A 13,088-nucleotide genomic window follows, 5' to 3' on the forward strand; every position below is an offset into this window, starting at 1 on the left:
TCAGTGTCCCCCTGTGTCAGCGGCTTCGGCAGCAAGTTCGGTTTCGAGTTGGGCTTGTTGCTCACGCAATTGCGGTGTCTGCTCGGCGAAGACGTACCGGAACAGATCGAGCGGATCGTGCGGGCGGTCGACGTTCATGCCGGCGCGCAGTGTGGCGGCCTCTGCCTCGGCCTCCGCGGTCAGTGATTCCACGAAGGCGTCGTCGATCAGATCGTGTGCGCGCAGATACTTTTCGAGACGCGGCAACGGATCTCGCCCGAGCCAGGCTTCCACCTCGGCGCTGTCGCGGTAGCGGGTGGCGTCGTCGGCATTGGTGTGTGCGTCGATGCGATAAGTGTGTGCCTCGACGATCACCGGTCCGTTTCCGCTGCGGACGAAGCGTGCCGCCTCGTCCATGACGGCCAGCATCGCAACGGGATCGTTGCCGTCGACCTGCTCGCTGCCGATCCCGTAGCCGACGCCCTTGTGCGCCAACGTCGGTGCTGCGCTTTGGCGCGACAGTGGCACGCTGATCGCAAATCCGTTGTTCTGCACCAGAAAGATCACCGGCGCCTTGAAGACGGCGGCGAAGTTCAGCGCCTCGTGGAAATCGCCCTCACTGGTGGCGCCGTCACCACAGAGCGCCAAGGCGACGGTGTTCAAGCCCCGTCGAGACTCCCCGTAGGCCACCCCCGCTGCATGCAGCAATTGCGTTGCCAGCGGGGTGCACTGCGGCGCACTGCGCAGTGCGACCGGGTCGTATCCGCAGTGCCAGTCGCCGGCGAGCATGCTCAGAATCTGCACCGGATCGACACCCCGGGCGGCCAACGCCATCGAATCCCGGTAGGTGGGGAAGAGCCAGTCACTCGGCTCCAGACTCATCGCTGCCGCGATCTGACATGCCTCCTGCCCTCGCGAGGACGGATACACGGCCAGGCGCCCCTGTTTGGTCAGCGCCGTCGCCTGCTGGTCGAAACGCCTGCCCAGGAACATCTTTCGATACATCGCGATCAGGCGATCGTCGCTCGGTTTTGCGTAGCGGGCCTCGCTGCGCGTCAGTTCTCCGGCAGGGTCGAGGTACTGCACCGCAGAATCGGCCGGCAGGAACTTCTGATACCGCAGTTCCCCCAAGGGTTCGACAAGTGTCACTTCTACCTCCAGAAGACGTTGTGTCCATCAGTATTCGCACTTCGGCGACGTAATGGCAGCAAGCGTCGAGGATTCAAGACAAACGGCCTATCATGAGGATTCGGGCAGCAATATGTCCATCAACCGACTCGACTACCGAACCAGGAATGGACAGATGGCCACCGAACCGCACGCTCTCGATGCGATCGACCGTCGCATCATCGCCGAGCTGGTCGCAGACAGTCGCATCTCCATGCGTGCACTGGCCGAGAAGGCGCACATATCCCGCGCTCACGCCTACGTCCGCATCGAAAGGCTCGAGGACGCCGGAATCATCACCGGATTCACGACGCGGATCGCCCACGAGAAGGCCGGACTCGGCTCCTCGGCATACGTGGCACTCTCGATCAGGCAGCACTCGTGGCGAGGTCTGGCGGCGTCCTTGAAGGCCCTGCCGTTTGTCGAGCACTTCTCCCTCCTCGGCGGCGACTTCGACGTTCTGGTGCTGGTTCGAGCCCCGGACAACCAGGAACTACGCCACACCGTTCTCGAAGAACTCCAGGGACTCGACGGGGTTCTCTCGACCAAAACGTGGCTGATCTTCGAAGAAGGCAACGGTCCGGGACCCAACTGGTTGCCCGGCTGATCCGTCTATAGTCGCCGTTAGCAGTTGCACACGGGAGGTGACTCGAATGACCCTGTACGGCCTGGGAATCGGTTGGCGCCCCGAGGTCTCCGGAATCATCGCGCAACTCGACGGCCTGGCATTCTGCGAAGTCATTGCCGAATCCGTCGGAAACGAGATACCGCCGCACCTCGGCTCGCTGGGAGTTCCGGTGATCCCGCACGGAATCTCGCTCTCACTTGGCGGGGCCGAGGCGGTAGATCAGGCACGGATCGATCACCTTGCGCGTGCATCCCAGCTACTGGGCGCTCCCTTGGCGAGCGAGCACATCGCATTCGTGCGTGCAGGCGGCATCGAGGCCGGCCACCTGCTCCCACTTCCGCGCACCTACGAAGCCGTCGACGCCCTGGTACGCAACATCACCCGGACTCAGGACGGTCTACCGGTGCCGTTCGCCGTCGAAAACGTTGCCGCCCTGTTCGACTGGCCGGACGACGAGTTGACCGAAGGGGAGTTTCTCGCGGAAATCGTCGAGCGCACCGGAGCCCTGCTGGTTCTCGACATCGCGAACGTCTATGCCAATGCCCTCAACCGAGGGCGTGATCCCTGGGCCGAGCTGAGCCGGCTACCACTCGAGCGAATCGCATACTGCCACATCGCCGGTGGCAGCATCAGCGACGGCAAATACCACGACACGCACACCGATCCGGTACCCGAAGCCGTGCTGGAACTCCTTGCGCAGTTCACCGCCGCCGGTCACCATCCCGCCATCATGCTCGAGCGCGACGGAAACTATCCGCCGGCACTGGAATTGCTCGACGAGCTCGATGCCATCGCCGACGCAGCTGGTCTGGATCGCATCACCGCGGGCACCGATTGGTCACGCACATGAGCACGCTCGGTGAGCGTCAAGAGGCGCTGATTCGCGCACTGGTGGCGGGTGGCGAACTGCCCGAAGGCTTCGACAAAGACGAAGCCGCCGTTGTCTCGGCGGCACTGCTCCGAAAGCGCGCAGGAGAAGTGGCGCACCACCTTCCGGTCGTGCGCCACACTCTCGGCGATCGTTATCTTCAGTTGTTCACAGCGTGGGCGGGCGGACGGCCGAAGACGTCTTCGCGTTCGGATGCCCAGGCCTTTGTCGCCCATCTCCAGGACATCGGCGAACTGCCTCGCCCGCCCTGGTATCAGAGGTTTCGAAAGCTCTCACGCAAGTGAGACAACAGCTTCGCTGGTGTACATGAGGAACGTCATCGATTCCTGGAAGTACAGCTCGACGGAGTTCGCATCGTGCGAGAGATAGCCGATGGACAGGTCCTGGCCCAGATGCAGTTCGTAGTCACCGCCACGCGTCGACAGCAGGAAAGCGCCGTCGATGGCCGGGGCCCAGATGATCTCGCCGTCGAGTACGCGTCGCAGGTGCTCGCGGATGGGGTAGCCGTGATCGGAGGTCTCGTTGATCGCGGTGAACGCATCTGCATTCAGGAGCAGTGAGTACGGTCCGTTGACACCGGCCAAGCGCAGCGACGTGATCGCCTGGCTGATGGCTTCCGGGTAGTCCTTGGCGTCGATGGGGAGCTTCAGTTCCGGGTTGGAACCGCTGGCCCGCACGCCGGTGATGCTGGCTGCGGGGTATCCCTCGAAGATAGCGCGGTCCTCGGCGAACGCGATCTGCTTGGCCGCGTCCTTGACGGGCTGCCAGTCGGAGTCCTTGGCGCCGCGTTCGACGTCGTCGATGGCCTGACGGCTGACGGTGAACGGGACCCGCAGTTCGATGATCGGCTGGGACTGACGAGCATGTGCGATGACGCCGTCGGCCAAGGGATTGATCGGCACCTGATGCCCGAGTGGGATGGCCGCGAGATCGTCACCCGACGGTCCCTCCACATCCACGACACGACGACCGGCGACGTGACGCTTGAATGTACGGCTCGCCTCTTCTTCGATCTCGGCCCAGGCTGCTGCCGAAATGGGTGCTAGGTCGCGGTGCAGGTTTGTCATTGCTGGGCACTCCTTTTGAGGCTGCCGATTCCGAGAGAACCGTCAGAGATGGGCGCTGTGAACGTCGCTTCGGGAACGAGCCTGGTCGGCAAGTCCGGGGGATCGTCGAGAAAGTCCGCCGTCGGAACGAAGAAATTGATTCCGGTGACGGCGGTGGAGAAATCGAGAATGCGGTCGTAATTGCCGACGGGATTCCCGATGAACATGTTGGTGAGCATCTGCTCGGTGACCGTCGGCGACGCCGAGTAACCGATGAAATAGGTACCCATCTCAGCGGAGCCGACGTGGCCGAACGGCATGTTGTCCCGCAGAATCTGGATCTGCTCACCGGATTCGTCTTCGATGACGGTGAGTGCGGTGTGGGAGTTGGCCGGCTTGGTGTCGTCGTCCATCTCGAGATCTTCGAGCTTGGAGCGTCCGATGACGTTCTCCTGCTCCTCGACGGGCAGGGAGTTCCACTCCGACATGTCGTGGAGGTACTTCTGGACGATGACGTAACTGCTGCCTGCGAAATCCGGATCCTCGTCACCGACGGTGACCGCGACGTAAGCGGCCTGCCCGGACGGGTTCTCGGTACCGTCGACAAAACCCATGAGGTCGCGTTGCTCGAAATACTTGAACCCGTGGACCTCGTCGATCACCGACGCGGCCCCTGCCAACCTGTTGGTCACGACCGTGGCGAACTCGAAGCACAGGTCCATCTGACGGGCCCGGATGTGAAACAACAGATCGCCCGGCGTGCGCGGGGCGTGGTGTTTGTCACCGGTCAACTCGACGAACGGATGCAATTCCGCCGGCCGTGGACCGTCGAAAAGTCGGTCCCACGCATCCGAACCGATGCCGACGACGGCAGCCAAGCCACCGGCGGGAACCCGGAATCCGATCGAGCGTTGCAGCCCGGAAATATCCGCCAGAACGTCGTGAACTGCCTGCTCACCACCCTCGTCGATGGTGAAAACCAGGAAGATCGCAGCTTCCGTGAGCGGGGTCAGCAACGGCTGCGGTATCGCGGGAAGGGCCACTTCGGCCTCGTCGATCTCACTCGTTTCCGCCATGCAGACCAGTATGGACGATTCCGGCAGTCCCGGCATCAGTAGTGGGTAAGTCGCGTCAGGGTGTCGCGTCAGGGTGTTGCGGCCTGGGCGCCCGCGTCGAAGCCGGCCGGAATCTCGAAGATCTTTCCGTCGAACCCGGCGCGGTAGAGATGCCCGGCCGCGAAACCGGAATTGCCACGCCCGTAGGTCAACACACTCGACGCTTGCAGTCCGCTGGTGAGCGAGCAGTACTGGCCGGGTCCGTCGATCCGCCACACCTCACCACTGATGTCCGTGGGAACAATTGCGCGATCTCGCGAGTCCAAGGTCAAACCATCTGGAGCAGAAAAGGTTTCGAAACCACCGAGATCGACCAACGACTCCGAATATCCCGGATTGTCCACGGAGATGCGGCTGACACCCGGGTTTGCGAACGTGCGCGAAACGTAGAGCCAGCGATTATCGGCGCTCAGGGCAGCGCCGTTTGCACTCGGGAAGGTTGCCCACGCCGGGTCGACGGAACCATTCGGGCTGACCTTTCCGATCAGCGAACCGAAATCGTTGGTGGCGTAGATTGTCCCGTCGTGCGCGACGGCAAGGCCGTTTGCAGCGCTCAGACCACCGGCTATCGGCGTCACGGCGCCCGAGTTCACGTCCACCCGCGCGACCGACGCAGCACGCGTCAGATCGCCGATCAGCACGCCGGCGTTTGCTCCGGTACCCACCAGCAGTGAACCGTCCGGGCTCCACGCGAGTGCGCCCGCACCGCCGGGAACCGTCGCGATCGGAACTGCGGCCTGACCAGGCCCGTCGACGCGGAAGATCCGCCCACTCACCAGGTCGGTCGTATACAGGCGCCCTTGCCCGTCCACCGTGACACCCTCGAGGGCCGCACCCGGAATCTGGGCGCTGAGTATGGCGGGTGACGATCCAGGGCAAGGCGGAGCGGCGGCGGCACCGGACACGCCCAGAGCCAGAAGCGAACCGGCAACAAGAGCACCGGTGATACCAACACGAATACCGCGATCGAAGATCCTGGTGCGCATCTGCGCAACGCTAGACCCTCTGTCCGATTTCGCCTAGAGACTCCGAAGGAAAGAGATCAAAAGTTCATTGACCTCGACGGCGCGTTCTTGTTGTACGAAGTGCCCCGCACCGCCGAGGAGATGTACACCCCGCAGGTCGGGGACAGTGTCCTTCATTCGGTCCAGTGCCTTGGGACCGCTCATCGCGATGACCGGGTCTTCCGCGCCCGCAACGAAGAGCGTCGGGACCTCGACGTGCGCGCCGTCCAGATCCGCGCTGCGTTCCCAATTGGCGTCATACGCTCGGTACCAGTTCAAGCCACCGGTGAAACCTGTTGCAGTAAAGGCCTTTACATAGACATCCAAATCATCCTCGGTGAGCCACGACCACGGCAACGCCGGCGCCTCGGGAAGTACGTCGAGATAGCCGTTTCCTTCGGAGGGGTTCTTCCACACATCGAGGTACCGGTAAGCCCCGGACAAGGCGTGGAAGAGCCGCTGAAGGAATTCACGTGGACGGGCGTCGAGTTCGCGCTCCGCGACACCCGGTTCCTGAAAATAGTGAATGTGCAGAAAGTGCTTGCGCGCCAAGGCGGCGTAGATGGCCGAGGGCTTGGCCGGGAATCTGTCCGGCGCATAGGGAACCGCCAAGGAGACCAGTCCCGCAACGCGATCGGGGTGACGAAGCGCTGTCGTCCACGCAACCGGAGCGCCGAAATCGTGTCCGACGAACACCGCTTTGTCGATTCCGAGAGCGTCGAGTAGGTCGATCAGCCGGTTCGCGACGGCGTCGTTGGTGTAGTCCTCGATCGCGTCGGGGCGGGTAGTGCCGCCGTAACCGGGCATGTCGAGTGCAATCGACCGAAAACCCGCTTCCGCCAACGCTGCCGACTGATGGCGATAGCTGTATCCGAGGCCGGGAAAGCCGTGGCACATGACCACAGCTGTCCCGGAACCGGAATCGTCGATCTGCCAACAGAATCCGTCGACGTCGATCGTCTTGACCGTCATGTCAGGCGGTGATCATGTCTTCCTGGTTCCAGAATGCGCGCATCGACAGGATCTTTCCGTCGTCGTCGAAGGTCATGACGTCGATGGGTGCGATGGTCAGGGTCTGCTCGCCGAGCTTGGTGATCAGCGAGAAGTGGAATGCCGCTTCGTTTCCGGCGATGCGGAGGGTCTGAAGATGAGCTTCCTGGTCGAAATTCTCGATCACGGAGTAGAACTCGAGAATGGACTCGCGGGTGGTGCGCACGTCGGTACCAACCGGGTCTTCGACCGTTGCACCCTCTGCGTACAGGGCCACAACCTGGGCAGCAGTGCCCGTCGCAACGGTCTCGATGTAGGCGTCGACGGTCTTGCGGATTACCTCTGCGGACGGTGCCATGGTCTACCCCTCGTAGTTAGAACAGGTTCTAATTCTGAGGATAACCCACGTCTCCCGTCCGCGGGTCAGGTTTCGAGCACCTTGCGCAAGCGAGCCTTCTTCCGGTTCTCCCGCACGATCCAAACAACATCGGTGTCGTCCGACGCCTCCAGGGAGAGGAATGCCGGCAGTGCATTCTCCGGATCCGCCGCAACCGCGACACTCCAGCAGTATCCAAGCGCCTGCCGGAGAGTCCGTGTATCGGCGTCACGACGGGCGTCATCCGGTTGCGAGACGATCCACTCGGTAGCGTCTCGGCACACCTGAACGGCCAGCGCAGCGTTGGTCTTGTCCTTCAGCAACCGTGGCTCGCAGATACCGGCAGGCGCTGCGCGCAGCGTCAATGGATGGGTGGAGCGCGCCCACTGCTCGATGATCGCCCGGAACAATTCCGGATCCGTGTCGCCTATCGCTTGAACGGCCATCGCGGCAGCTTCACGTGCACGCCACGACGCACTGGTGGTCGCCTCCGTGAGACTGTTCAGAACAGCCTTGTCGCGTGAACGAACAAGGATGAATCCGAGCCCGACGATCCCACAGCAGCGGATGTATTCGTCCTCGGACTCCGCCGCCAGCAGGATGTCGTCGTCATCGGCGCCGCGCGCGAACTCGAGCATGAGCCCAAGGTTCGCGCGCGGGCCGGGCAGTCCTGAACGCTCCGTCAGGTAACTCCACAGTTCATCGCCGTCCAGATCCGCGAACGTCATGGGAGTCCTTTCGTCGGTACACCCAATCCTGTCAGCCCGGATCTACACGCGCAGCATTTCCGATCAGTGAGCAGGGAGAAGGGACGTCTCCTGCTGCACACCGTCTTCTGCGCCGATCTGGACGATGTTTCGCGGCAGGAACACGGCTGCGATCGCACCGAAACGCCAGTTCCGCCGAAGTGTTCCGCGAAATGATCACTGAGCCAGGCGATCACATCCTCAAGCCGACAGTCGGCCGGCGCGAGCAGTTCGCTCAGGCATTCAGCCTCCCGATCGAAACGCAGCGACCACCCTCTACGGCGATGCAGTAGAAGAGCTTTCGGAAATCGGAACCGAGGATGCGGCATGAGTAACGCCAAGGACCGGATACGCGGAAGTGCTGAGCGCGCAAAACCCAGCCATCACTGGCATCGCCGAAAATGTCATCACCTCATCCGAATTCAATGACACTCCCACTGTGCGCCGACTCGCCCGGCCCCTGTGGCGAGCATCATCGGAGCCGCTCACGGCGCCGCTGCACTGCACGAAGACATCGACATCACCTCCCGCATCGAGGACCTCGTCGTATCGCACCTGCACGCACACCCGGTCGACCGCATTTCATGCCAGAATGCGAAACCACAATGGAATTCGAGAGACCGTGTTTCTGCAGAGTGTTTCGATCTTGAACTGTCCAGTCCCGTAAGTCTGCAACAGGTACGCGCACTCTTCCGGCGTGAGCTTGTGCTGACGGCCCTTCATCTTTCCGGCAACCGCCGCCGCATCCCGCGTCCTCGACCGGATCAGGTCTGACTCGAATTCGACCATCAATCCGAGGACGCCGATGAACATCGTGCCCATCGGATCGGCGGGTTCGTAGATCTTCCCGTCGATCGACTGCGCAACATGCTTATCCGCCAGTCGCCCGCGTTTCGTGAAGGTCCTTCGATGCCATACAGGATTCTTTTAACGGACGGTAGAAATGAACGGAACGCGCCGAAATTTCCCCAGGTGAATCGCATGCAGGAGTGTGTTTGCAATCGTCCGGTATGACGATGGTCAAATCGCACACCCGCACTCGCAGGGGCGATCTGAGAGATGCTCGTCTATTGAAGGATTATCGGATTTCTTGTGTGCTCCGACACGGCAAGCTCGAAAGCATGAGAATCTCGTTGGGTACTGCCTGGACGATCTTGATGTTGGCCGGAGCACTGACGGCCTGTTCGCCTCGTGAAAACGAAATCGAGTCGTCTGATAACCGTTACACCCAGTCGGGTTCTGTTGAAACCCCTGATGATCGCCGGGCCGATCGCGACTTGGCCGGAAGGCCCTACGGGCATGCCGCAATTGCCATACTCAGTATTCTCGGCCGACGACTTGCGCATAGGTGCATCCGCCGATGACGGCGTTGTCATAATTCACTCGGAAATCAGTACGGAACCCACGTGGAGGTCACCGTCAGTTAGGTGCAATCGCCACCAGTTGACGAAGAGGGTTGGGATGAGTCGTTCGATCTCGAATTCTCGACCGCCGACGGTCCGATGTACGTGTATGACATGAATTCGTTTTCGTACACGAGCGGTGTCGAACAACCCATCACCTCTGACGGTCCGGGTACGTACACCATGCGGGTTTCTATCCGTGGCCGGCTAGCGAATCGAAACGATGTGAATTCGTCGATTCCGGAAAGCTATTTGTTGCAGGTATTGAAGTCGGCGGCAGCAGAGTAGGCGAGTCTCCGTCGTTGGGATGGGAATCGTCCGTCTCGGCGATGGTCAAAACGTGCACCGAAACCCGCAGGAAGCCACTCAGCGAACTTTCGAAGTTGTGGATCGCGAAACCGAAGTCCGACGCATAGACACCCTCGGTGTGTCGTCTCCGAGACCTGGGGGACTGTGGATCGGGAGAGCGAAAACGCACAGGAGCCCTGAGCGAAGAGGTCCTTGCGCCCGACGGCGCAGGCAGAGACCCGTGCGTAGCTAAAAGTAGCGACGCTCCGCAACTTGACGATAATCCATAAGGTCACTGATCACTTCCGGACACAATGCTCGGGACATACTTCGTTCCAGATCACCAAAAATCAATACCTGTGGCTCTCGGAATCATCGGCACGTTTCTTACAGAACTATGTGGCACGGAGTCACCTGCAGAATGACTTGCTGCGGGTTTCGGTATGCGTTTGACCATCGAAAAACCGGACTACCGGAAACCTTCTCGCCATTGCCAGGTGTTTCGTCGGCGAGTAAACGAGGGTGGCCGCTCACCCCTGTGGGTGAGCGGCCACGTTTCGGTGGTGCGGTGAGACCCGGTGGGTCAGGGTATCGAAGTCAGGACCCGAAGCCCTCGAATGATCCGAGAGGGCTGGTCGACGGCGGTGTTGTCAGCGCACCCACGGCGAGCGAGTGTAAGGCGCCGGCGGCGATGGCGGTGTAGCCGCCGTCGGTCGGTGTGCCGTTGAGCTGCCCGTAATCGTTGTTTCCCCAGGATTTGATGTGGCCGTCGGCGGTCAGTGCAAGTGCATGGCCGTTGCCGCTGGCGATAGCGGTGTAGCCGCCGTCGGTCGGTGTGCCGCTGACCTGCTCGTATTTGTTGTTTCCCCAGGATTTGATGTGGCCGTCGGCGGTCAGCGCGAAGGAATAGTCGCCGCTAGCGGCGATGGCGGTGTAGCCGCCGTCGGTCGGTGTGCCGCTGACCTGCCCGTAATCGTTGTTTCCCCAGGATTTGATGTGGCCGTCGGCGGTCAGCGCAAGGGAATGTAAGGCACCGACGCCTGTTGCGATGGCGGTGTAGCCGCCGTCGGTCGGTGTGCCGTTGAGCTGCCCGAAGCCGTTGTCTCCCCAGGATTTGATGTGGCCGTCGGCGGTCAGTGCAAGGGCATGTAAGGCGCCGGCGGCGATGGCGGTGTAGCCGCCGTCGGTCGGTGTGCTGCTGACCTGCCCGTTATCGAGGCTTCCCCAGGATTTGATGTCGCCGTCGGCGGTCAGCGCGAGGGAATGATCATCACCGGCGGCTATGGCGGTGTAGCCGCTGCCGGTCGGTGTGCTGCTGACCTGCCCGAAGCCGTTGTACCCCCAAGATTTGATGTGGCCGTCAGCGGTCAGAATAAGGGAATGGGAGTAGCCGGCGGCGATAGCGGTGTGGGTCTGCCCGGCGGGCGCGGTGGGCACCGCGCTCTGCCCGAGGTCGTTGTATCCCCACCCGATGGCCTGGCCGCCGGGTGAGACCGGGACCCCGACCGGGGCAGCAGCGGCGGGGGCGACAACGGCAACAGCGATGCCGGTGGCGGTGAGACCGGCCAGGACAGCGCGTAGGAGACGGGACCGACCTCCGACACGCGTGGGGTGTTCGAGCAATGGGGTAGGCATGCGGCGGCTTCCTTCGTTCGTGTTGGAGGGCGAACGCGGACCAGGGATCGCCAGTCCGGGCGGGTGCAATATCCTCGTTCGACAGATGTGATCAATTGATACATGAAGGCTTACGCGACGCGGAAGGTTTTAAGACTAAATTCATTCGATTAGATGACACAAAGCTGGATCTTTTTCGGCTCTTCCAACTTATCCTGGACCGCTGGCTCATTTTGAATCGCACCGGAGTTTCCGGAGACTTTGATGTTCCCCGAGTTTTCCGGGAGTTCGTTTGTTTACTTCAGGCGTTGATGCACTCGAGAGAGGTCCACCATGCCCCGACGCTATCCATCCGAATTCCGCCCGAAAAGTCCTCGCCCTGTTGAAGTCAGGTCGCACGGTCGCCGAAGTCGCCTCATTTCTCGATGTCACCGAGCGGACCGCCTACAGGCGGAACCAAGGGCTCATCGATACCGGCCAGAAGTCGGGGGCTGAGCTCGATCGAAGGCGCTGAACTCGCCGTCGTATCGCAGAAGTCGAGACCGAGCTTGCCATCGCCAAGCGCTCCACCTAGTTATTGAAGTCGGTGGAGCTCCCAAAAAAAGACGGTTCGAAGCGATCGAGGTGATTCTTGAAGTGAAGGGAAGGCCTGCTCGGTCGAAGATGCGGAGTCGAGATCTTCGCGTATCCGGAAAGTAGCTATGTTCCACAACTTTTTGGAATCCACACAGTGAACCATCGATATTGGACATGAGTTTCGGAACATTCGTAGTGCCGGCTCACCAAGAATCTTTCACATCTTTCCGAAATGGATCTTGGTCTCAACAGGTCAACGCATCACCCACGATAACCGATCAGCCCCAGAAGATCGGGTCCCCACCGCTGTCAGTGTGATCGAGCAGATCCTGAACATGCGGACTCGGCTCCAAGAACTGGTAGCGATGAAACTTGAGGTCCGGTCCCTCCAATACAAACTCCACAACCCGGTTTTCTTCGTGAAATGCAGCCGGGCGATCGGGAAACGCGTCCACTCAGGGCCGAGGTCCTCTCGCCACGGCGGCTGGCATTCGCAGATCGTCAGATGACGGGGTGCAATGTCGCCTTCGACCCGAATCTCATGACACAGACGGTCGGGAACCCTACTTGCGCAATACTTCACGACCCGCGCGACATCGAGTTCGGGAAGTCCGGTGGCAGTCATGCCCCCATCATGCTAACCGTCATCGGCGGCCGGCTTCGCTATCCGGTTGCGCAGGAACCGAGTACCCGTTCCTATCGCCGGCGTGGACTGTCCCAATCGAGCACACGACAAGGTCGATCGTTGAGCCTGGCCGAGATCGTGTCCAAGTCATCTTGACTGAAACTGCGCAGGTCAGCGTTCTTGCACAGGTACTGACGCAGCAAGCCGTACGTATTCTCGTTCGTCCCGCGTTGCCACGACCATCTCTCGGCTTGAGCCGAGAACACAAGAAGGACTACCGAGATCACTTGATTTACTTTGGTCACCTGAGGCACTGGAATAGCCAAACGAGCGCTCTGGCAGCCCGATTCCGTGCGTGGTCCTCTGACGATGAAAATGAGCAGCTCGCCGAACACTTACTCAATATGAGTCGTCCTAATTGGTGGAAGCACCGCCTACTGCAGTGGACTCTCTACGTCTCTGGAGGCGCAGCTCTGTTTCTAGCTCTCGCGGTTCTCTGGCGCTACCGAAGTCGCGGGCTGTACGTACGCCAGCTCCCGCTGCGGAAATAAGTCTTCCGTCTTTGAAGGTGCGCGGTTGGATAGGGAACGCCGATCCCACTACCAATTGTCGAAAACCGATCTGTTTACGTCACCCTGTCGG

General features: G+C 61.1%; 13 protein-coding genes and 1 pseudogene. 4 read left to right on the plus strand and 10 right to left on the minus strand.

Annotated features, from left to right (window positions below; translation table 11 throughout):
• Window positions 1-1,128, minus strand: a complete 1,128-nt coding sequence (pdhA, locus tag ATN38_RS02120; RefSeq protein ID WP_047272646.1) for a pyruvate dehydrogenase (acetyl-transferring) E1 component subunit alpha — start codon at window positions 1,126-1,128, stop codon at window positions 1-3.
• Between the two features lie 154 nt (window positions 1,129-1,282).
• Between pdhA and ATN38_RS02125 the strand changes: the two genes are divergently transcribed.
• The 3 genes from ATN38_RS02125 to ATN38_RS02135 are packed head-to-tail and all read left to right on the plus strand — an operon-like array spanning window position 1,283 to window position 2,947.
• Window positions 1,283-1,753, plus strand: coding sequence for an Lrp/AsnC family transcriptional regulator (locus tag ATN38_RS02125; protein ID WP_020971454.1), 471 nt, complete (start codon window positions 1,283-1,285; stop codon window positions 1,751-1,753).
• 46 nt (window positions 1,754-1,799) lie between these two features.
• Window positions 1,800-2,624: a DUF692 domain-containing protein gene (locus ATN38_RS02130; RefSeq protein WP_003942544.1), complete on the plus strand. Its 825-nt coding sequence runs from the start codon at window positions 1,800-1,802 to the stop codon at window positions 2,622-2,624.
• Complete coding sequence (locus ATN38_RS02135; protein WP_030537467.1) at window positions 2,621-2,947, plus strand: hypothetical protein; 327 nt, start codon at window positions 2,621-2,623, stop codon at window positions 2,945-2,947. The genes ATN38_RS02130 and ATN38_RS02135 overlap by 4 nt, the downstream gene beginning before the upstream one ends.
• Here ATN38_RS02135 and ATN38_RS02140 read toward each other — a convergent pair.
• The 9 genes and pseudogenes from ATN38_RS02140 to ATN38_RS33325 form a co-directional block, all read right to left on the minus strand.
• Window positions 2,936-3,730, minus strand: a complete 795-nt coding sequence (locus ATN38_RS02140; RefSeq protein ID WP_003942478.1) for a family 1 encapsulin nanocompartment shell protein — start codon at window positions 3,728-3,730, stop codon at window positions 2,936-2,938. The two genes, ATN38_RS02135 and ATN38_RS02140, sit on opposite strands and share 12 nt — an antisense overlap.
• A complete protein-coding gene (locus ATN38_RS02145) occupies window positions 3,727-4,785 on the minus strand; it encodes a Dyp-type peroxidase (protein WP_042447536.1) in 1,059 nt (352 codons plus the stop codon). The genes ATN38_RS02140 and ATN38_RS02145 overlap by 4 nt, the downstream gene beginning before the upstream one ends.
• Window positions 4,786-4,853: 68 nt before the next feature.
• Window positions 4,854-5,810, minus strand: coding sequence for an SMP-30/gluconolactonase/LRE family protein (locus tag ATN38_RS02150; RefSeq protein ID WP_007729077.1), 957 nt, complete (start codon window positions 5,808-5,810; stop codon window positions 4,854-4,856).
• Window positions 5,811-5,843: 33 nt separating this feature from the next.
• The gene (locus ATN38_RS02155) at window positions 5,844-6,800 is read right to left on the minus strand and encodes an alpha/beta fold hydrolase (RefSeq protein WP_058037570.1); all 957 of its coding nucleotides are present in this window, start codon (window positions 6,798-6,800) and stop codon (window positions 5,844-5,846) included.
• 1 nt (window position 6,801) lies between these two features.
• Window positions 6,802-7,176, minus strand: coding sequence for a nuclear transport factor 2 family protein (locus ATN38_RS02160; protein ID WP_003942502.1), 375 nt, complete (start codon window positions 7,174-7,176; stop codon window positions 6,802-6,804).
• 65 nt (window positions 7,177-7,241) lie between these two features.
• Entirely contained in the window at window positions 7,242-7,922 is a 681-nt protein-coding gene (locus tag ATN38_RS02165) for a hypothetical protein (RefSeq protein WP_161121360.1), read from the minus strand.
• A 600-nt stretch (window positions 7,923-8,522) separates the two neighbouring features.
• Entirely contained in the window at window positions 8,523-8,762 is a 240-nt protein-coding gene (locus ATN38_RS02170) for a recombinase family protein (protein WP_052417017.1), read from the minus strand.
• Window positions 8,763-10,228: 1,466 nt separating this feature from the next.
• Entirely contained in the window at window positions 10,229-11,266 is a 1,038-nt protein-coding gene (locus ATN38_RS02175) for a hypothetical protein (protein WP_161121361.1), read from the minus strand.
• Between the two features lie 833 nt (window positions 11,267-12,099).
• Window positions 12,100-12,446 (minus strand): annotated as a pseudogene (locus tag ATN38_RS33325) (DUF3024 domain-containing protein).
• Between ATN38_RS33325 and ATN38_RS33330 the strand changes: the two are divergent.
• Window positions 12,335-12,997 carry a Pycsar system effector family protein gene (locus tag ATN38_RS33330; protein WP_372454398.1) on the plus strand — a complete coding sequence of 221 codons (663 nt, stop codon included), beginning with the start codon at window positions 12,335-12,337 and terminating at the stop codon, window positions 12,995-12,997. The pseudogene ATN38_RS33325 and the gene ATN38_RS33330 overlap by 112 nt on opposite strands.
• The last annotated feature ends 91 nt before the right edge of the window (window positions 12,998-13,088 follow it).

The sequence above is a fragment of the Rhodococcus sp. FH8 genome (assembly GCF_019266085.1).
Taxonomy (GTDB): Bacteria; Actinomycetota; Actinomycetes; order Mycobacteriales; family Mycobacteriaceae; genus Rhodococcus_F; species Rhodococcus_F qingshengii.

Bases quoted from the DNA above. Each gene is read 5' to 3' on its own strand.
- ATN38_RS02170 (WP_052417017.1), bottom strand. From the start codon at position 8,762: ATGGGCACGATGTTCATCGGCGTCCTCGGATTGATGGTCGAATTCGAG.
- ATN38_RS02175 (WP_161121361.1), bottom strand. From the start codon at position 11,266: ATGCCTACCCCATTGCTCGAACACCCCACGCGTGTCGGAGGTCGGTCC.
- ATN38_RS02150 (WP_007729077.1), bottom strand. From the start codon at position 5,810: ATGCGCACCAGGATCTTCGATCGCGGTATTCGTGTTGGTATCACCGGT.
- ATN38_RS02160 (WP_003942502.1), bottom strand. From the start codon at position 7,176: ATGGCACCGTCCGCAGAGGTAATCCGCAAGACCGTCGACGCCTACATC.
- ATN38_RS02140 (WP_003942478.1), bottom strand. From the start codon at position 3,730: ATGACAAACCTGCACCGCGACCTAGCACCCATTTCGGCAGCAGCCTGG.
- ATN38_RS02165 (WP_161121360.1), bottom strand. From the start codon at position 7,922: ATGACGTTCGCGGATCTGGACGGCGATGAACTGTGGAGTTACCTGACG.
- ATN38_RS02155 (WP_058037570.1), bottom strand. From the start codon at position 6,800: ATGACGGTCAAGACGATCGACGTCGACGGATTCTGTTGGCAGATCGAC.
- ATN38_RS02125 (WP_020971454.1), top strand. From the start codon at position 1,283: ATGGCCACCGAACCGCACGCTCTCGATGCGATCGACCGTCGCATCATC.
- ATN38_RS02135 (WP_030537467.1), top strand. From the start codon at position 2,621: ATGAGCACGCTCGGTGAGCGTCAAGAGGCGCTGATTCGCGCACTGGTG.
- ATN38_RS02145 (WP_042447536.1), bottom strand. From the start codon at position 4,785: ATGGCGGAAACGAGTGAGATCGACGAGGCCGAAGTGGCCCTTCCCGCG.
- ATN38_RS02130 (WP_003942544.1), top strand. From the start codon at position 1,800: ATGACCCTGTACGGCCTGGGAATCGGTTGGCGCCCCGAGGTCTCCGGA.